Origin of the sequence: Vibrio sp. 05-20-BW147 (assembly GCF_013369385.1) — a bacterium.
GTDB lineage: Bacteria > Pseudomonadota > Gammaproteobacteria > Enterobacterales > Vibrionaceae > Vibrio > Vibrio floridensis.
Genome location: NZ_SZTO01000017.1, coordinates 1 through 20,438, shown reverse-complemented (window position 1 = coordinate 20,438; position 20,438 = coordinate 1). Strand labels below are relative to the sequence as shown.

14 protein-coding genes, 1 rRNA gene and 1 riboswitch are annotated in these 20,438 nt (G+C 47.7%); of the genes, 11 read left to right on the top strand and 4 right to left on the bottom strand.

The annotated features are described in order from the left end of the window. Window positions 1-226 precede the first annotated feature (226 nt). Entirely contained in the window at window positions 227-850 is a 624-nt protein-coding gene (lexA, locus tag FC652_RS15215) for a transcriptional repressor LexA (RefSeq protein ID WP_011079176.1), read from the top strand. A 189-nt stretch (window positions 851-1,039) separates the two neighbouring features. Next, on the top strand, window positions 1,040-1,852 hold the full coding sequence (locus FC652_RS15210; RefSeq protein ID WP_013570946.1) for a class I SAM-dependent methyltransferase: 813 nt from the start codon (window positions 1,040-1,042) through the stop codon (window positions 1,850-1,852). Window positions 1,853-1,901: 49 nt separating this feature from the next. Here the strand turns inward: FC652_RS15210 and sthA are convergent, their stop codons facing one another. After that, on the bottom strand, window positions 1,902-3,302 hold the full coding sequence (gene sthA, locus FC652_RS15205) for a Si-specific NAD(P)(+) transhydrogenase (protein WP_011079178.1): 1,401 nt from the start codon (window positions 3,300-3,302) through the stop codon (window positions 1,902-1,904). A gap of 284 nt (window positions 3,303-3,586) precedes the next feature. On the opposite strand from sthA, the gene fabR reads away from it, so the two are divergent. Both fabR and FC652_RS15195 read left to right on the top strand, forming a co-directional pair. Continuing rightward, window positions 3,587-4,228 (top strand): HTH-type transcriptional repressor FabR, encoded by a 642-nt coding sequence (fabR, locus tag FC652_RS15200; protein ID WP_011149134.1) that lies wholly within the window; start codon window positions 3,587-3,589, stop codon window positions 4,226-4,228. Next, window positions 4,228-4,608 (top strand): YijD family membrane protein, encoded by a 381-nt coding sequence (locus FC652_RS15195; RefSeq protein ID WP_013570949.1) that lies wholly within the window; start codon window positions 4,228-4,230, stop codon window positions 4,606-4,608. Before fabR ends, FC652_RS15195 begins: the two co-directional genes overlap by 1 nt. 68 nt (window positions 4,609-4,676) lie before the next feature. Here the strand turns inward: FC652_RS15195 and FC652_RS15190 are convergent, their stop codons facing one another. Next, complete coding sequence (locus tag FC652_RS15190) at window positions 4,677-5,474, bottom strand: MetQ/NlpA family ABC transporter substrate-binding protein (protein ID WP_176299272.1); 798 nt, start codon at window positions 5,472-5,474, stop codon at window positions 4,677-4,679. A gap of 448 nt (window positions 5,475-5,922) precedes the next feature. Here FC652_RS15190 and FC652_RS15185 point away from each other — a divergent pair, with 448 nt between their 5' ends. The 3 genes from FC652_RS15185 to FC652_RS15175 all read left to right on the top strand — a co-directional run bounded on the left by FC652_RS15185 (window position 5,923) and on the right by FC652_RS15175 (window position 14,041). Further along, entirely contained in the window at window positions 5,923-9,183 is a 3,261-nt protein-coding gene (locus FC652_RS15185) for a hypothetical protein (protein ID WP_176299271.1), read from the top strand. Between the two features lie 17 nt (window positions 9,184-9,200). Continuing rightward, window positions 9,201-11,273, top strand: a complete 2,073-nt coding sequence (locus FC652_RS15180; protein WP_176299270.1) for a hypothetical protein — start codon at window positions 9,201-9,203, stop codon at window positions 11,271-11,273. A gap of 233 nt (window positions 11,274-11,506) precedes the next feature. Next, window positions 11,507-14,041: a S8 family serine peptidase gene (locus FC652_RS15175; RefSeq protein WP_176299269.1), complete on the top strand. Its 2,535-nt coding sequence runs from the start codon at window positions 11,507-11,509 to the stop codon at window positions 14,039-14,041. Window positions 14,042-14,311: 270 nt separating this feature from the next. On the opposite strand, the gene trmA is transcribed toward FC652_RS15175, so the two are convergent. After that, window positions 14,312-15,421, bottom strand: coding sequence for a tRNA (uridine(54)-C5)-methyltransferase TrmA (trmA, locus tag FC652_RS15170; RefSeq protein WP_176299268.1), 1,110 nt, complete (start codon window positions 15,419-15,421; stop codon window positions 14,312-14,314). Window positions 15,422-15,573: 152 nt separating this feature from the next. Then, window positions 15,574-15,772: riboswitch (cobalamin riboswitch) on the top strand. A gap of 51 nt (window positions 15,773-15,823) precedes the next feature. Between trmA and FC652_RS15165 the strand changes: the two genes are divergently transcribed. The 3 genes from FC652_RS15165 to murI are packed head-to-tail and all read left to right on the top strand — an operon-like array spanning window position 15,824 to window position 19,201. Further along, on the top strand, window positions 15,824-17,644 hold the full coding sequence (locus tag FC652_RS15165) for a TonB-dependent receptor (protein WP_176299267.1): 1,821 nt from the start codon (window positions 15,824-15,826) through the stop codon (window positions 17,642-17,644). Between the two features lie 48 nt (window positions 17,645-17,692). Beyond that, the gene (locus FC652_RS15160) at window positions 17,693-18,361 is read left to right on the top strand and encodes an adenine nucleotide alpha hydrolase (protein ID WP_176299266.1); all 669 of its coding nucleotides are present in this window, start codon (window positions 17,693-17,695) and stop codon (window positions 18,359-18,361) included. Between the two features lie 48 nt (window positions 18,362-18,409). Beyond that, window positions 18,410-19,201, top strand: a complete 792-nt coding sequence (murI, locus tag FC652_RS15155; RefSeq protein ID WP_176299265.1) for a glutamate racemase — start codon at window positions 18,410-18,412, stop codon at window positions 19,199-19,201. On the opposite strand, the gene FC652_RS15150 is transcribed toward murI, so the two are convergent. Further along, window positions 19,179-19,625 carry an RNA-binding protein gene (locus tag FC652_RS15150; RefSeq protein ID WP_176299264.1) on the bottom strand — a complete coding sequence of 149 codons (447 nt, stop codon included), beginning with the start codon at window positions 19,623-19,625 and terminating at the stop codon, window positions 19,179-19,181. The two genes, murI and FC652_RS15150, sit on opposite strands and share 23 nt — an antisense overlap. A gap of 594 nt (window positions 19,626-20,219) precedes the next feature. Between FC652_RS15150 and FC652_RS15145 the strand changes: the two genes are divergently transcribed. After that, window positions 20,220-20,438 (top strand): 16S ribosomal RNA (locus FC652_RS15145); the annotation flags it as partial.

The window sequence follows — 20,438 nt, the reverse complement described above, 5'->3', positions numbered from 1 at the left end:
TTTTTAAGCGGCAAGGATACCAGAACTGGTCAAACCTTTTAACTTAATTGAGTATGGATTAGACGAATTTCCTTAAATTGCGTTGAACCGAGTGGGTCAAGAGCGGCGTTTTAAACACAAATGTTCGCCAAAAAGAGAGAAGAAATTAAAAAACAATCAATTGGGTTTCCATTTGTACAGTTACTGGATATACTCACAGTTAACTGTATAAAAAGACAGGTGACCTATGAAGCCGTTAACGCCACGCCAACAACAAGTTTTCGATCTGATTAAAAGCAAGATCGAAGTGACTGGAATGCCACCCACTCGTGCGGAAATTGCGCGTGAGCTGGGTTTTCGCTCTGCCAACGCGGCAGAAGAACATTTAAAAGCGCTTGCTCGTAAGCAAGTGATCGAAATTGTCCCAGGTGCCTCTCGTGGGATCCGTATTCTGCTCGAAGAGGAAGCGGCGAATGATGAGCCAGGTTTACCTCTGATTGGCCGTGTTGCGGCTGGGGAGCCGATCTTGGCGCAAGAGCATGTGGAAATGCACTACCAAGTGGATCCGAGCATGTTCCGACCTCAAGCCGATTTTCTTTTGCGCGTTCATGGCGAAAGTATGAAAGACATCGGCATTATGGATGGTGACTTGTTGGCTGTACACAAAACACAAGACGTGCGCAACGGGCAAGTTGTGGTCGCGCGCGTTGAAGATGATGTAACGGTAAAACGTTTGGAACGTAAAGGTTCAACCGTGTTGCTCCATGCAGAAAATGAAGAGTTTGCACCTATCGAAGTGGATCTCACTAGCCAGCAGCTGACCATTGAAGGCATTGCCGTGGGTATTATCCGCAATACGGATTGGATGTAATACGCCCAACCATGTGCAAAGCAATGCTCAATAAGCTCCGTTCCTGCGGAGCTTATTTGTTTTGTCTCGGCCCCATTTGACGATCGTTTCTCAATAAGGCGTCAGTGAGGATGCATCGCACGGATTGAAATTGCAATTGAGATTTATTATCATTAAGTTCTTTTATGGAACGATGAGAAAGGTCTCGTGATGTCTTCAATCAAACAGTCATCGGAAAAGGGATATCCGGTACCAGCAAGATTGTTGCAGCCATTGTGGCTTCGTAGCCGAGAAAGCTTGGTCGACGGAGGGTTAATCTATGACCCGATTGCCGCAAAAGCCTGTTTAAGTTGCCAGCTTGCGCCTGAGTGTTTATCTGGCGATGTAGCGCAAAAACAGCTGTTACACGCGACCTTAGCGCAGCAGTGCGATCAACAAGTCTCGCAGTTTTTACAGCAGCACCCAGAAGGGTGGATTATTAACGTTGGTGCTGGTCTCGATACGCGCTTTTATCGTCTTGATAATGGTCGATGCCATTGGGTGGAGTTGGATGTTACGGAAAACTTGCTCTGGCGTCAGCGATTATTCCACAAGAACGAACGCTACCAGCAACAGCATGGCAGCGTCGATGACCTTTCTTGCTTAGAGCAACTGGCGATCAACGACAAGACACCAGTATTGATTGTGTGTGAGTTGGCGCTGCTCGATTGTCCATTGACTCAGGTTGCCAACTTTGTGCAACTGCTTGGGCGACGCTTTGTGTCTGCGCAGGTGTGCATGGTATTGGCGGGAGACTTAACCGACAGTAGCCTGGGGCAGAAATTGGGCTCTGATCGTTATGCGCATGCCATGGCGGTGCCGGCAGAACAAGTTTTGCAGTGGCTCCCTTGGGCACAATGGGTCAAAGTGTTTTCTCCCTTCGATCGTTTCTGTGCACGTTGGAAAACATGGCAGCGTTGGCTAAGTAAAATACCCATGCTGAAACATCGTCTTACTCCCGTCGTGGTCCATATGAAATGGTAAAAAAACAGCAGGAATTCCTGCTGTTTTTGTTTGGGAAGCGGGGGGCACACTAGAACAGACGGTTGAGTCCATTGAGTGCAGCAACACGATACGCTTCGGCCATGGTGGGGTAGTTGAAGGTAGTATTGACGAAATACTCGATGGTATTGGCTTCGCCTTTTTGCTCCATGATCGCTTGGCCGATGTGAATGATTTCCGCCGCGCGTTCCCCAAAGCAGTGAATACCAAGAATTTCTTTGGTTTCACGATGGAAGAGGATCTTCAAGCTGCCGATGTCTTTGCCGGCAATCTGCGCGCGAGCCAGATGTTTGAACGAAGAGCGGCCAACTTCATAGGGCACTTTCGCGGCTGTTAATTCTTGCTCTGTTTTACCAACCGAGCTGATTTCCGGAATGGTGTAAATCCCCGTTGGGATGTCATCAATCAGATAGCCATCGGCTTTGCCCTTAGTAATGGCTTGCGCCACAAAGCGCCCTTGGTCATATGCCGCGCTCGCCAGACTTGGGTAACCAATCACATCGCCTACCGCGTAAACGTGTTCCACTTCGGTTTGGTAATTGCCATCGACTTTCAGTTGGCCGCGAGAGTCACCCTGAAGTCCAACCGCAGGCAGGTTCAACTTGTCAGTGTTACCAGTACGGCCATTGGCGTAAAGCAAGCAATCGGCTTTCATTTTCTTGCCCGATTGAAGATGAACAATCACCCCATCTTCGGTGCCTTCAATGCGTTCATAAGTCTCGTCATTACGGATCACGACGCCGCTGTTCCAGAAGTGATAGGAAAGCGCATCGGAAACTTCGTTGTCCAAAAAGGCCAGTAAGCGATCGCGTGTGTTGATGAGGTCGGTTTTCACCCCCAAACCACGGAAGATGGATGCGTATTCACAACCAATCACCCCTGCGCCATAAATGATGATGTGGCGAGGGTCGTGTTTTAGACTGAGAATGGAATCGCTGTCGTAGATTCGCTCATGATTAAAGTCGACATCGGCTGGTTGATAAGGGCGAGAGCCAGTAGCAATCACAAACTTATCCGCCGTATACACTTCTTCAGTGCCGTCGTTTTGCGTCACGCTAATGGTGTGCGCATCGGTAAAACGGGCGGTTCCGAAAATCAATTGGCACTGATTGCGATCATAAAAGCCTTGGCGTAAGCGAGTCTGCTTGTCGATAACGGATTTTGCGTGGCCGAGAATGGTTGAAAATGTGGCGTGTAAACTGGAGTTGTTTTTGCAAAACAGTGGGTTGCTGTTGAATTCAATAATACGGCTAACCGCATGGCGCAGCGCTTTGGATGGAATGGTGCCCCAGTGAGTACAACCGCCGCCAACGCTGCTCTCTTTTTCCACCACTGCGACTTTCAGGCCAGCTTTGGTTAAACCCATTGCTGCCCCTTCACCGCCAGGGCCGCTCCCGATAACAATCACATCGAAGTGATTCGCATGCGCCATGATTTCATTCCTTGTTATATTTGCTTAACATTGCTTTAGCGAGATTTTAACTGATTATACCAGCAGGTAAACAGCAGGCTCGGTAGAGAGTGGAAGTGATCACGCACATTTCACGAAAACCAATCAATGGCATGGCGGATGTCGACAAATTGAGCACAAAAGATTGCATAACCGCCTTGGCCAGTAGTAACGTGCTCGCCATGGCGCATCATCGCTTATCGCTAGCAGCGATTCGCGCTATAGTAACGGCCGGAAGCCAATTTAAGATAAGAGCAAACATCATAATGAAATCAATGGGTATTCGCGCACAGCAGAAAGAGAAAACGCGTCGTTCTTTGATTGACGCGGCATTTAGCCAATTGAGTGCTGATCGCAGTTTTTCCAATCTCAGCTTGCGAGAAGTGGCCAGAGAAGCGGGCATTGCGCCTACCTCGTTCTATCGCCATTTTAAAGATATGGATGAGTTAGGTTTAACCATGGTGGATGAAGGTGGTTTGCTGTTACGTCAATTGATGCGCCAAGCACGTCAGCGCATCGTCAAAGAAGGCAGCGTGATCCGCACTTCGGTGGAAACCTTTATGGAGTTTATCGAAAGTAGCCCCAACGTATTTCGCCTATTGTTAAGAGAACGCTCTGGAACTTCCGCGGAGTTTCGCGCTGCGGTTGCGCGTGAGATGCAGCACTTCGCAGCAGAGCTCACCGAATATTTAATTAGCACGGGAATGAACCGAGAAGAAGCGTTGGCGCAGGCTGAAGCGTCGGTGATTCTGGTCTTTAGTTCCGGTGCAGAAGCTTTAGACTTAGACCGACGCGAGCGTGATGAGCTGGCCGAACGTCTGATTATGCAGTTGCGAATGGTCGCCAAAGGTGCGTACTGGTATCGCAAGGAACGTGAACGTAACCGATTAAAAGGTGAGATAGAATAATGTCTAATGATAATGAAAATAACGTGAATCGCAGTTCGGAAAAGAAGACGTTGGTATTGGCGTTGATCACGGGGATGTGTGGCGATGCTATCCTTTCTTGGCTGACCATGAGCGAAGTCTCTTTCTCCATTTTCCCTATTATTGCCTTAGTGCTGGCTGTGCAGGCACTCTACCGTGAGTATCTCAATCATCCCGTGTCGGAAGAGATCCCTTTGGTCGGACTGGCGTGCTTTTTTGTCGGGGCGTTTGGTCACTCGGCCTTTATTAAAGCTCAGCACCCTGAAGCAGGATCGAACTTCTTCGCGATCATGGTGGTGTTACTGCTGCTGGCGTGGATTGGCAGTAAGCTGGGATATATTCGCCGCCCAAGTGCCGATTAATCGGCACTTGATCTGAAAAGCGATCCGTACTGTGCCCCAGTCCAACGAGTTGTGGGACTGGGGAAGGATTAGAATGCTGGCTCAATAGTGCCGTTAAAGGTAGTGGCTAGGTAATCTCGAATCGCTTGTGACTGGTAGATTTCAACAAACTTTTTGTAGTCAGGGTTATCTTTGTTTTCCGCTTTTGTTGCGATAACCATGACCGCGAGTGCCGCATCTTTCGGCTCGAGATAAATCGCCTTCTCTTTGGGGTTCAATCCTGAAGACATCACGTAGTTCATCGTGATCGCCGCGGCATCGACATCATTCAATGTTCTTGGCAGTTGCGCCGCATCGACTTCAATAATTTTGATATTTTTCGGGTTATCTACAATGTCATTGATACTGGCTTTGTGTCCGACATTCTCTTTCAATGTAATCAGCTTGGCTTCTTGGAGCAGCAACAAACCACGCCCACCATTGGTTGGATCGTTTGGTATCGCAATACGGGCATTTTGTGGTAAGTCCGATACCGATTTCACGCTATCTGAGTAAATCCCCATTCGCATCAGAATCGATTGACCAACCGACACTAAATTGGCGTTGCGGCTCTGATTGAAGTTGGTGAGAAAAGGTAAATGTTGATAGCTATTGATATCAATACTACCGTCAGCCAATGCGGCATTAGGGGTAATAAAATCGGAAAACTCGACAACTTGAATATTTAAGCCCTGTGCTTTGGCCTCTTTGGCCACCGCTTCTACAACTTGTGCGTGTGGGCCGACCGTTGCTCCAACTTTAATGACTTTGGCTTCTTCTTGGCCACAAGCGGTTAAGCCTAAAGCGACTGCCGCAATCACAATCCCTTGTAATGCAATTTTTCTCATCTTCTTCTACCTAATCTGATTTTAATTAAAGATGCCTAGACATCTGGAGCTCTATATTCATACAGGGTGTCGGGTTTATCAAGTTATTTACTTATTTGTTTTTGTTCTAATTAATTCATAAGTTTGCCACTCGATGACGGATGGCTGTGGCAAGGGGATGGGGATAATGTGAAGTATGGATACCGAAGTCTCCATTTGGATTAGCAACTTGCCAGCCCATCACATCAGGCAGATAAGAAGTCCACCGATTTTCTCGATCTGTTGTCGTCCGATAACAATGAATGATTACAACGGATGTCCAAATGTAACCAAGTGTGCCAGTTTTCACATTTTCATATGAAACATTTATGGAACGACATGTTAGTGAGACGTTTCATCATTTTTTTATATGAAGTCTCCTATATTGAGTGCTGATGAAAATTATCAGCAAGTCATTGGCAGGAACAATATGACCAGTCTAAGTCGCACCGTAATAAGCACTCTTATCGCGGCGGCACTTTCAGCCTGTGGTGGTGGAGATGGTGGTAGCAGTAGCTCAAGCCCATCTCCAGTCGGCCCAGTCACGCAAGTGCGCGCCATCAGTACGCAAATCGTCTCCGGTCAGGTGACCGCATCCAGTGGACAACCTATCGCCAAATCGAGCGTTGTGGTTCAGTTCAAAAGCAGTGATGGTCAGTCATTGCTGGAGCTCAGTACTGAAAGTGATGACAGTGGCTTCTATTCCATCTCCGTCCCTGAACTCAAAGCCAGTAGCCACCAAGCAAGCCGTGTTGTGGTTTTGGTGAAGAAATCAGGATTTGTAGAAAATGAAAAAAGCATCGACATCAATGAGCAATCCAGCCGGATGGCAGTGAATGTTGTGTTAGCCACCGCACAGGTGAGCACCGTGAAACGTTCGGAGCTTAGTTCTGTGGTGGTGTCGGCCAATGGCGTGCCGAGTCTGCGCTTTTCTTTGGTGAAAAACAGCCAAGGTCAGCAGCGTGTCGTTGTGGGTGATGTTTCTCCCGCGGCAGGTGATGAGGTGCAACTTTCACTCAACTTGCCGGTTGCAAACATTGACCCGGCAGTGAATGCCATCAACAGCGAAGTCGCCTATTTTGACTCCAGTAATGCCAATGATATTCAAAGTTTCCCAGGTGAGTTTGAGGGACAGGGTGAAACCGACAATCAAGGGCAAGGGGTTAACTTTGAAAATCAAAACAGTGATGAAAGCTACCGTCTGATCTCCAGTACCTTTAGCCAGATACGTTTGACGGATGAAAATCAGCAGCCGCTGCCCCTGAGCGATGTGCAACCTTCGGCAGACGGGGGGCCTTCGCTCGTCATGATGGTTCCTAAAGGCTCATATTCTACGATTCAGCGTGATTTTGATATGAATGTCGATGGCATTCAAATCCCCATTTATGTTTATCGCAGTGGTCAGGGTTGGCAATATGTTGGTAATGGGTTGCTAGTGAACGATTCGGTAGGCGCTGTTGCCACCAATAGCAGCGGGAATGACATCCCTATTGACGAACAGGGCGTGATCACTCTGACGGGCCAAGAAGCACTACAACTGTACGTCAAAGTCGAGATCAGCCAAGCGAATGAGTGGATTCAATGGATCAACCTAGACTGGCCAATCAAAACCGGTGTCAACAGCAGTATCTGTTTGCAGGGTAACGTTAGCTATCAAAACGGCGAGAAGTTCTACGGTCAGATGACGGTTAGCCTGCCTGATGGAGGGACCGAATGGCACTACATTGAAGACGGTTCTTATCAAATCAACACCTTAGTTTCCGCCACCGCACAGCCAACCGATGGCACTCGCTGGTCACTCCCTGTCTATAACCAGAAAACTGGGCAGACAGAGTATGTCCAGCTACCGGAAACCCTGACGATAGGCTCAGGGGATAGCAACTGTAATGAGTTGCCAGAATTAGTACTGGTTAATCCTTATGCTTGTACCATCGAAGGTCACACGTTTGAATCAAATGGCACAACACCTGTGGTAGGGCAGTATGTGAAAATTGGTCATTCACGTGGGCAAGATTATGCGTACACCGACAGCAATGGTTACTACAGCCACAGTGTGTTGTGTGACAGTGCGCTAACGGTGAGCGCGCTTGGCCAGAGTCAAACAATAACGGTGACTAGTGCTGACGAGAAAGCGACGCTGGACTTTACCCGTGCCAATCAACCTCCGCTACTTGGTGCACTATTGCGTAGTCAGGCGCAAATGAAGATTGATCAAGTTGCCGATTTGCGTTGGTCTGTCTCGGACCCAGATGGCGATGCCGTCACCGTCAATATTGAATGTGAAGGCGATGCAAACTGCACAATTGTACGCAGCGGCACGCGAGCTTCCATCACCTTTAGTTCAACTGGCGATAAAACGCTGGTGATCAGCGCTGATGATGGGCAAGAGCGAGCATCGGGCGTTATGAATCCAGAGCGTCGCTTTGCGATTACTGTGCGTGATAGCGACAACATTGCACCACAAGTTATCGGTTTCGATTACGGTAGCATCCGCTACTCAGCAGGTGAAACCATAAAAGTTCAACAAGGAAATCAGGGTATCGTTACTGCCATCGCACGTGATGGCAACGGTGACACGTTGAGCTACTTATGGAGCGACTCATGTAGCGGTACGACAGAGCAATGCGATCTCGCGCCGCTGGCGGTGGGGCTTCATAATGCGACCTTGACCGTGACCGATGATCATAGTGCACCGTTGTTTGGCTCTGCGGTTATTTCATTCAATGTGGTTGCCGATCAAGCACCAGTGATTGAGGTGCTCAGCGCTAACCCAGGTTCGGTTGGCAGTAATGGGCAGAACAACATTGCATTGATCACCCTGACTGCGTTAGTGAGTGATGATTTCACCGCGCGTGATCAGCTCCAACTGAACTGGCGTCTCGTCAATGGCGACAATCAGGATGTGACCGCTTTGCTCGGTGACGCTCCTGGGCAAACCATCCGTTTGGCCGCGAACACCATTCCTGTTGGCACTTATCAGGCAACATTAACGGTAACTGATGATGCAGCCACCCCCAATGAAAGCAGTAAAACCGTGACGTTTAGAGTGTTGGCTAACCAACCGCCATCTGTGGCACTCAGTAGTAGCGCCAACAATATCACGGTACTGCAAGGGCAAAGAAACCCTGACCCTATCATCGTGTCGGCGCAAGTGTCGGATGATGATGGTGTATCAGGCTTAACTCTGGATTGGACCATGAATAAAGATGGTCAAGACATGAGTAGCGCACTGGCATTGGCAAGCGACCAACAGCAGGCGACCATCGCGGCGGACACCTTGGGCGCAGGTAATTATGTGATCACGCTAAAAGCGACCGATGCGGTCGGCTTAAGTAGTGAATCACAACTGACCTTGACTGTGGTGGAAGACAAAGCGCCACAAATACTTTCCTTAACGGCGACCCCACGAATCCAGAAGGCAAACGTATCGGGCACCAATTCAGACGCCATCAATTTGAGTGTCAGCGTGAGTGATGATAACGACAGCTCCCCAACGGTCGAGTGGACGTTCAGTGCTGGCGTATCCGCGACGATCAATGGCAACAATGCGTCTATCGCAGCTGAGAGCTTAGCGGTCGGAGAGTATCAAGTCAGCGTGACGGTGACAGACAACCAAGGTCAGGAAGCAACGCAAAGCCTCACCTTATCGGTACTGGAATTTTCAGGAAACATCGGAATTATTGTCGAATAATTGGCAGGGACACAACTATGAAAACTTTATTTACACTTAAACCATTAGCAGTGGTTGTCGCTGCAGCAATCGGCTTAGCAGGCTGTAACGATGAGAACCTAGCAGCATCTTCATCAGATGCGCCTCAAGAGAAGAAAAGCGCATCGGTCACATTGGCGGCTAAGTTCCCCACACCAGAAGTGGGAGCGTCTTGGATTGGTAGCGCCAGTGACATAGAAGTCGATTTTTATCGCAATCAATACGTTGGCAGTCTCTCTGAAGCGGAAGAGATGCTCGAAGCCCACCGTTCCTGCGATGAGGATTCAGCTAAGGCTGCCTATCAAAATGAGACCGTTATGGTGGGCACTGAAGAGTTAGCGTGTTACGAGTTACCCATGAACGGCTTAAAAGAGCGCTTTGCTGTCGCCGCTTCGCTCAGTGCGAGTTCGCCAACGGCATCCGTCAACTTGATGCCAGGCAAGTACCGTGTCGAAGCGAAGTTTTTGGATGCGCAAGGTGTGCTGCGTGAGACCAGTGTTAGCTATGTCACGTTCACTGAAGGAGAGCACCAAGTTGCACTAAAAGGGGTGGCGGCGACTTGGACGGCTCAAACGCCAATCGCGCTCTCTCTACTCAATCAAGTACATGAAAAAGACTGGGACCCTGAAACCGAGGGGGTACAGACACCTGCACAAGCAATGGGCATCACAGGGAACATTCTCGGCTTACACTTACCTAGCCTCTATGGGTATTCAGGCAACTTGGGTGAGAAGGTGGATCTCGACGATGGCGATGCTGGCGTATTAACTGGAAATGAGTTCAATGCCAAAGCTTCAGCAGCGTTATTGGCACCCGTGTGGCGTATCCAAGATGGCGCGGGCGAAAGCGATTTACATCCTTATGCGAATAACCAGTCTGGTGACTATAACGGTGGCATGGTTGAGCCAGGTCAAGTGGTTGAGCAGATGTTCCGTCAAGACAGTATCGCAGGTTTATTTCAGCAGTATGCCGCTGGAGAAAACAGTGCGTTTATTGAGCTTGGCACCAAAGAAATGGAGCTTATCTCGTTAGATTGGAGCGATGCAAATCAAAGCTCACCGATCCGAACGTTCTGGAATGCAACTGTGCTGATGGGGGTGGCCCATGTCAGTGGTGATGGTGATGGCCAAACCGAACGTAATAGCTGGGACATGGAGAATATCTCCTACTACGATGCGAGTAGCGGACAACCTATTGACACTGGTATTCAAGTGTTACACGTCAATACTTGGCAAGAACAAAATAACTACGAAAAGACCTTCTTAGATGTATTGAGCGGCAGTGCAAACTCGTTCGTTGGTGGCAATACCATTAATGGTTTCTTCATTGAAGTTCTTGAACAAGGCAGTACAGCAAATGGTACAACAACGCCGGCCAGATACCTCGATGCGTCACTCAATGAAATTGCGGTGCAAACGGGCTTGCTTGCTAGAGCAAGTGAGAGCTGTAGCGATCTAACCAACCAAGACGTCAGCTTCAGCAACCAATACAGTTGGGATGAAGCCAATAGCCGTTGGGTGGCTGGCGCAATCAACACCTTGCTGTTGAATGGTTACAGTTATTTGTACTCACAGTTCGACAATTATCGAGCAAATCATCAGGGGACGATTGATATGAACACACAAGATATCAATAACATTCAGATGCAAATCGATAATGATTTAGCCAATGGTGCCACTGAGAGTGATGTGCAATGGATGCGAGATCAGATCGATGCTTTGCTGGCAGTGAACGCTGCTCAGCAGAGTGCGATTGATCAGCTTAACGATCTCGAAGTGCAATACAACGATTATGCCGACCTCAATACGGATGGTGCGCTAGATCTGTTTGAAGAGGGCGTGTTCTATGCTGATGGCAATTCGGCTTACTGCAACTTGCAAAGCGACTGGAATCCAGATTCGCAGATCAACAGTTATAGTTTAAGTTGTGAAGGCGTATCTGAAACGGCCGTGACCGAAGTGATGACTTACACCACCACAAGGAACGCAACTATGTGTATTCAACCGTTTACTCTGAGTGCCTCTGAACTGGCGATTGATTACGGCAGTAATGGTGGCGTGATTATTGAGTAAGGCTGAACTTTGTACTTGTACTTGTACTTGAACTTGGAATCGTGGCGTGTTCGTGATTTTGATGTTCGAGTGTTAATCGCTGACTAAGCCATCACACCATGCTGTTTCACGGCATGGTGTGATGCTTTATGCAGAACAGCAATAATCAGTCCGTTTCAAACCATTTTTATCGATGAAACGGCTTAAATTTGAGTTTTAATAGAAAGGATAGCTTTAATACAGGAATCGCACGGATGCCGTACCTTTTTCGCCGTTCTCTCATCATATTGACCCTATTTGGCGCTGTTGTGCTAGCGAGCCATCCAGCACTGGCCCAAAGTTGGCTGATTCGCATCAGCAATGAGGGGTATCAAGAGCACCATCATCATCGACAACCCCTCTATGTTTTTGCGGACCAAGACCGCTTGCTGAGTGTTAATGAGGACGAACTCGTGTCCTTTTTCTCGGATGTGGATGTTCGCTACATTGAGCCCAATTCACCTTTGCAAGTCGATCAGCCACAGCAACAGAATCAACGAGAGCGAAAAAGTGGTCTTGTACGTGCAGCGTTGCCTCCGTTAGACGCACAAGATGGTTTAGTGATTGCAGGTTTCACTCAGTTGAGTACTACAGAAAGGCAGTGCGATTTGATTCGCTTGGCGGTGCTGGATTCTGGGGTGGACACCGAACACGAGGCGCTGAGTCACGTACTTTTCTCGGCACCATTTGATGTTATCAACCAAAGCACCAGCATGAGTGATCCGTTTGGTCACGGTACGCATATCGCGGGTATCATTGCCGCCAAACCCAATGAAACCAGCCAAGTTGAAGGCGCTTGCAGCAGTGCACAAGTGATGCCGATTCGCTTTTTGGGTAGCACGGGTGGAGGAAAAATTGCTGATGCGGTAGCAGGTGTGCGTTGGGCTATCAACCAACAGGCTCGCATCATCAACCACTCCTGGACAGTAACGCAGTACTCGCAAGCATTATGGGATGTAATGAGTGAAGCCGATCAACTCGGCATTGTACAAGTGACTGCGGCAGGCAACTCAGGCCTTGATCTTGGGCGCGCAGACGTTTATCCAGCCAAGTTTGCTGCCAAACTATCGGCAATGTTAGTGGTGGCAAACTGGGACGATGCCAACCAGCGTCTCAGCAGCACAAGCAATTACAATTGGGCTTACGCTGATCTCGCGGCACCTGGCACCAATATTTTCAGTTTAGCACCGAACAACGCAACAAGAATGGAGAGCGGTACTTCCATGGCGGCGCCTTTTGTTGCGGCGGCGAGCGCGATGTTATGGCAGCAGCATCCCCATTGGTCAGCAGCGGAGGTGGTCAGTGCTTTGGTACAGCAAAGCCAGCGCGATACCTCTTTGAGTCACCGAGTGCGGCAAGGGCGGATGCTCAGTGTGGCTAATATTGCAGATATCACGGCCTTGGCTCCACAAGTGTTGTCGGTTGTGCGTGACTCTGGTCAGCTTCGTCTTGCTGGACATCGATTGGATGAAATTAGTGCGTGGCGGTATCGTAGTGCTTCACAAAATAGCACCTTGGGTGACTATGTGCGTCTGCTTACCCCGACGCAAAGTAGTGCAGCGAGTGTTTCGTTTAACGATTGGGATATGCCTGCCGGTTGGATAGAGTGGCAAAGTTTGGAGGGCGTGTGGCAACAACTCGAATATCTCCCCGTCGCTCCCACGCCAATACATCTTTATCAACAGAGTCTCGATAGAGGTGAGCTGTTGACATGGCAAGGCAGTGATTATGCCAATGAGTATCAAATCTATCGAACCAGCAGCAATAGCTATAAGCAGAAGATAGCCAGTGTCAGTGGTGCCAGCAATCAGTATCTTGATCGCCAAGGCTCGAGTGAGGACAGTTATCAGGTGCGCTTGGTCTATCGGATTGACGTGGGCAGTAGCACGTTTGACATCAGTTCGGATTTGAGTGAAGCGTCTTCAGATTCGTTAAGTGGCGTGATCCAGGTTGGGCCAGTGCCGTCAGGACAAGAGGCATGGGTGACTTTTTTTGTCGATGGCGCAAACTTATCGGACAATACCAGCGTGGATTTGGAAGTTATCGCAGATGCGCAAAATTTGGTGCAAGAGGTGGCCGGAAACCGAGTTCGATTGGCGACCGATGTGGCACGTTCGGGGCAAATTACCGTGAAAAATCGCGTCAACGAAGAGCGGCAGATAGCGTTGGTCAGCATCGAAAACAGTGACTCGTGGAGTGTGTCACTGGCGGAGCAGTTACTTCGTTTGGATCTCACGGCAGCGCAACTTGTTGGCGCGCAACAACTGGCTAACGGTCATTTGCTGCTGTCAGGGCGATGGCTCGCAGAGCGAAGTGGTATTTTGCTCCGTCTAGATCAAGAAAGTTATCAGTTTACCCAAGCTCGGTTGGTCAGCAGCAGTGGGGAGAGAAGTACCATTATCACCAACCGAGGTCAAAGCCTTGCGATTAGTACGGACTCGGACGTCCAAGCTCAGGGAGCTCTCGAGCAAAATGATACGTTTCAACTACTGCTTGAGTTAAGCATCGCTCCTCAGGCGATAGCGGGGGAAGAACAACGTAGCGATAGTCGATGCTTTCTCGCCACCTCATTGTTTGCTGAACAACCGCAAACACTGGATTACTATCGCCACTTTCGTGACGACGTATTACTCAAACTCCCCGGCGGTGAGTGGCTGGTGGCGCAGTATTATCATTGGTCACCTCGCTTAGTCGTATGGGCTGAGGAGCATCGCTGGTTTAAAGAGACAATAAGGTGGCTGCTAGGCTAAAGCGGTGGTATGGCCAAAGAGAAAGATAGGTTAGGCACTGCACTCTGCCTTCATGTGTCACCTCAACGTGGTTTCTCGGCCATGTGAAAAGACCATCGTTTTAAACGACTTAGAGTGGTTGCGAACAGTCTAGCGAGGATGTGAGAACAAACGGCGTTTGGTTAGAAAGGCAAAACGCCACAAGCAGAGCCGGTGGCGTTGAGATCAGGTTGGGTAATTACACTCAATTGTTATCAATGCGCCCTTATCCTAACGCATCTTCTTCATGCCTTATTTCTTGCGCTCTAGCATCACGCCTGCTTCCATGTGGTGGGTGTACGGGAACTGATCGAACAGAGCAAAGCGTGTGATGTGGTGTGTTTCGCTCAGAATGTCTAAGTTCTCTTTTAATGTCTCTGGGTTGCAAGAGATGTATAAAATACGCTCGTAACCTTGCACCATTTTACAAGTGTCTACATCCATGCCAGAGCGTGGTGGATCAACAAAAATGGTGTTGCAGTTATAACTCTTGAGATCGATGCCATTGTCTTTCAGGCGACGGAATTCACGTTTCCCTTCCATCGCTTCGGTAAACTCTTCCGCTGACATGCGGATGATTTGCACATTCTCAATCTTGTTCGCAGCGATATTGTATTGCGCCGATTCCACAGACGGTTTCGCCAATTCTGTGGCCAACACGCGCTCAAAGTTTTGCGCCAGCGCAAGGGAGAAATTACCGTTACCACAGTAAAGCTCCAATAAATCGCCTTGGCTTTCTTGGGTACAATCGACCGCCCATTCCAACATTTTCTCTGCGACTTTGCCGTTCGGTTGAGTAAAGCTGTTTTCTACTTGTTGGTAGGTGTAAGGCTTACCGTTGACGTCGAGCTTTTCGACCACGTAATCACGGTCTAGGACGATCTTCATTTTACGTGCGCGACCAATGAGGTTTAGGTTAAACCCTTCGTCATTCAGGCGCTGTTTTAAAGCTTTAGCATTTTCAATCCAAGCATCATCCAATTGGCGATGGTAAAGCAAAGAAACCAGAATCTCGCCGCTCAGAGTGGAAAGGAAATCGACTTGGAACAGTTTACGACGTAGCGACTCATTGTCTTTCATCGCATCAATCAGCAAAGGCATGAGATCGTTGATCAAGCGACTGGCCGCAGGGAATTGATCAACACGGTATTTTTCACGCGTCTCTTGGTTGAACATGATGTAGTACATCTCTTCCCCTTCATGCCAAACGCGGAACTCAGCGCGCATGCGGTAGTGCTGCTCTGGAGACTCAAACACTTCCAGCTCAGGGGCTTGATAAGGTGCAAACATATCGGTTAAGCGTTGCACTTTTTCTGCTAACTGTTGCTGATAGCGTTGTGGGTTTACATCAAGAGTCGCCATGAATTCATACCTTTCGGGTGCTTTAGAGATAAAGAGCGCAGATTTTATTCAATCCCCGTTCATTGTCCAGTACCAAGGGGAAATTGATAAGCACTACTGTGTAAAAATATAGCTTATGCCAATTCTAACTGGACAAATAATCAATCGCTTAATAGTATGCGCTTCAAGCTGGTGCTATCTGGAAGTATAGATGGCTGAAAAGGGAATCCGGTGTGAATCCGGAACTGACGCGCAGCGGTAAGAGAGAACGAAAGCTTATTAAGACACTGCACGACGGAATCGTGTGGGAAGTCAGGCGAGTAGGTTAACAGCTCTTGAGTCCGAATACCTGCCAGCAACTGAGCAAACACTGGAAGCCTTATCTTCACGCTCGGTAGGATTTACGCGATTTAGGATTACAATATGCAAAAGTCTCTTTTAGCGATCGCCATGACATCGCTGCTTACCCCTATCTCTTATTTACACGCTCAAGAAGTGCAAACTAATGACACTGTTGTCGTGACAGCTAACCGCTTTGAGCAGCCACTTGCCGAAGTCATCGCGTCAACGACGGTGATTTCAAAACAAGAAATTGAAGAAACGCAAGCGAAATCCTTGCTTGATGTCTTAAAACGAGTTCCCGGTATCGAGGTTTCTCAAAGTGGTGGTCGCGGTCACTCAGCTTCCGTATTCATTCGTGGTTTTAATAGCAATCAAGTCTTATTTTTAGTTGATGGTGTTCGTATTAACTCGGCTGCAGGCGGGATCAGTTTTAACCATATACCTGTAGGTATTATTGAAAGAGTAGAAGTGATTAAAGGCCCAGGTGGGGCTCTATACGGTTCCGATGCAATTGCTGGAGTGATTAACGTTATCACCACGTCCAGTGAATCGAGTGAAGGTTCCGTCGTCTCTCTAGGGGCGGGAAGTGACGCGCAGAAGGAAGCGAACTTTTCGACGACTAGGGCTTTTGCTAATGGTGGCGTGCTGAAACTTGCTGGTGGTTTTGAAGAGACAGAAGGGTTTGATATCAAGGACCCAGAAACTGGCTTGAACTATGGGTATGAGAGCCAGAATCTTTTTGCCTCCTATTCCCAAGCGTTCAATGATGAATTTTCCGGATCAGCGTCAGTGCGTTGGTATGACAGCTTAACGGAATATGATTCAGGGGGTAAAAATTACGGTTACTCTGAAAATCTAAGTATCACGGCGGATGTTCAGTATAGCGGTTCCCGTCTAAGCTCGACTTTACGAGCCAACCAGCAAGCGATTGAAAACTTGAACTACTCACAAGCTGAGGGCAAGGATAACGCGGGAACGGTCAAGAAAATCGCGTTAACCAACCTGCAATTCCTCAATCAGTATTTGATATCAGAGGGCGTTACCATTGGCGCAGGTGCAGATTGGCGCAGAGAAAAGCTTGATGATGATGCTTTAAGCTATGGCAATCCAGACAAACTAGCTGGAGAGTCTCGTAGCACGACCGGTGTTTATCTTTCTACAGACCTTCAACTGGGCGACTTACAAGTGACGGGGAGTGTACGTAATGACAAGCATGACACTTACGATAATTATCGAACATGGTCACTAGGAACGCGCTATCAACTCACAGAGTCTCATTCTGTCAGGGCAACGTTTGGTACTTCTTTCAAAGCGCCGAGTTATTCGGACTTAACCAATAACCCAGATTTGAAACCTGAAGAAGCGATGAGCCGAGAAATTGGCTATACGGGTGAGTTTGCTCTCTTCACCGTGGATGTTGCAGCGTATGACAATGATGTCGACAACCTTATTATTTGGTACGAAGGCTCACCTTGGTGGTACCCAGAGAATGTGGATGCAACATTAAAAGGGCTTGAGATTACGGGCTACTTCAATACTTGGTTTGTTCATCACACGGTTGTCGCGGAATTTAAAGATCACCAAGATTCTGGCGGGAACAAATTGGCCAAACGCGCAGATGAAAACTACAAGTGGTTGATGGATGCCTCGTATGAGAATTTCGACGTTAACCTGACTTATACCTATACAGGGGAGAGGTTGGGTAATCCTAAAGAAGTCAGCGATCCGAAGAATGAGTTACCATCGGTAAGCTTGTGGGATGCGTCGGTTGGGTATTGGATTTCTCCTGATCTGGTTGTTCGTGTGCGAGTAGACAATCTAACAAACGAGAAGTATCAAACCACATTGAACTACAACGCTCCAGAGCGCAGATACTTCGCGAATCTAACGTATCAGTTCTAACTCATTCTCAAAACCGCCTTCGGGCGGTTTTATTTTTCAGAGGGCGTGATGAAAAAGAAAGTTGTTATTAGTTGGTCAAGTGGTAAAGATTCTACTTTGACCTTATTAAGGTTGATGGAAAATCCTGACTATCAAATCGTGGCGCTTTATACCACATACGTTGATCGTGAAGTCCCTTTCCAAGCGACACCATTAGAAGTTGTCGAAATGCAGGCTCAACTGCTCAATTTGCCGCTGATTAAAATTGCTTTGCCACAAATCTTCCCGTCAAACGAGGTGTATCAACAACGCATTGTGACCAGACTGAAATCATCTGGCATCGAGATCGATGCGGTGGCATTTGGCGATATGTTTTGTAATGGCATTGCTGATTACCGACGAAGCTATATTGAACCAGCCGGATGGGAGTGCGTCTTCCCGCTGTTAGGGGAACCGAGTTATGACCTAGCGAATGAAATTATTGATCGTGGTATTAAAACGTTGATCGTAACCACGGATGGTCATCAACTGGCTGGGTCATGGTGTGGACGTTGGTATGACAAAGCTTTAATCGCCGAGCTCCCTCCAGGTGTTGATCCTTGTGGAGAAGATGGCGAGTTTCATACCTTGGTTGTTGGAGCACCTTGCTTTGATGGGGAGATTTCGTTGGAATTAACAGCCACGGAAAGTGATGGCCGCTTCACCTATCAAAGATATCGAGCAGCATTGCTAAATTAGCATGAGAGAGTATGATTTGGACGTTTTGGTCGAGGTAGGTTTAAGAGAGTGAAAAGTTCAAATCAACCGAATGTATTGGTCTTTGATTCTGGCGTAGGCGGCTTGTCCGTTTTTCAAGAAATGAACAAGCTGTTACCTCAAGTGAACTACTACTACTTATTTGACAACCAAGCCTATCCTTATGGAGAGCTTTCTCCACAAACATTATTAAGCCGAGTGGAAGTCTTGGTGGAAAAAATGTCTCGCCATTTCGATATTGATCTGGTCGTCATTGCTTGTAACACGGCCAGTACCATTGTTCTTCCTACACTGAGAAACGTGCTATCTATTCCGGTCGTCGGTGTGGTTCCCGCTATTAAGCCTGCATCATCATTGGCAAGCAAAGCTGTTGGCCTTATTGCGACACCAGCTACCGTAACTCGACAATACACCCATGACCTTATTCGTGATTTTGCCAAAGAGAAGGAGGTCGAGCTGCTAGGTTCAACAAGGTTAGTGGATATTGCGGAAGAAAAGTTAAGAGGCAAACCTGTCGATCTCGCGGAACTAAGATCCATTCTCGACCCCATGGTAAATAAAATCGATGTAGCTGTGTTGGGGTGCACTCATTTCCCGTTAATAAAAGAAGAAATACAGATCGTGCTAGGGGAAGGCATTTTGCTCGTGGACTCCGGTGAGGCGATTGCGAGACGAGTGAGAGATCTGCTAAAACATGAAGACGCATTGGCAGGATCTGCTCAGAAAAGGATATTTAGTACAGCGCAACCTTGGGATGAAGCTGCGCTGAACCATTCATTACAAAAGATGGGGTTTGAAACTATAGAGCCGTATCCTCTATAGAGGCCTTCATCTCATTCGCGATACGGACTTTGAGCGTTCGTTGAGCATATTCCTTTTCATTAAGAGCATTAATAGCATTCTCTGCATCAGTGCTTGCCATTACAACAAAACCAAAACCTCTTCTTTTCCCAGTGCGTTTGTCTTTCATCAAACGCACCGCATACACCTCGCCATGTTCAGCAAAGAGTTCGCGAACATGACTCTCGTTGGCTTTATAAGGCAGATTACCCACATAAAGCGTTTTTGTTGAAACAGAGGGTTCATCGTTATCTATAGTAGGTGCGCTCTTAAGAAAAGAAAAAAGTAAAGTGGTAAGCACTACACCAATAACGAAACTAACAGCTGAAGATAGAGCAAGCTGAGAAAAAAGGAACCCACCCAGAATAGCCAGAGCGGCACTCGCAATAAGTTTTTTTAACGTCATACTGGATTACTACATTTAGGGTACAGATAAAATGGATGCCTATTAACAAAATAGACACACAAATCTTAAGTTTATGTGCGTTCTTTTTCCAATCTAATGCTGTGATGAGATTCAAATGTGCTGAAAATATATGCAAAAAAGCCCATTCTGATGATTTGTTGAGCGGTTGAAAGAAAAGTTTAAAAAAAGTATTGCGCGCTGAAAAGAAGTCCCTATAATGCCGCCTCGCTGACACGGAGTGAGACGGAAGTCACGCAGCGAGTCAGGTTGAGAAAAAGAAATTAAAAAACTTCTTGACTATCAAAATTAGCGTTGTAAGATACGCACCCTCTGATGAAGACGCGCTTAAGTCGCTAAGTTGTCAGAAAGCTCTTTAACAATATAAACCTATCAATCTGTGTGGGCACTCGTTGATGATAATCCAATTAGAAACTTCGGTTTCAAATTAGGTATCAATGAACTGAGTGACCAATCGAGATTAAGTTTACTTAGTCTTGGCACAGTCAATTCATTGTCGTTCTGTTGGAACGATAATAGCTTTAAAATTACATTAGTAGTTTTGAAGTCAGTATTCATTGAGCCGAACAAAATCTTAAATTGAAGAGTTTGATCATGGCTCAGATTGAACGCTGGCGGCAGGCCTAACACATGCAAGTCGAGCGGCAGCACAGAGAAACTTGTTTCTCGGGTGGCGAGCGGCGGACGGGTGAGTAATGCCTGGGAAATTGCCCTGATGTGGGGGATAACCATTGGAAACGATGGCTAATACCGCATGATGCATACGGGCCAAAGAGGGGGACCTTCGGGCCTCTC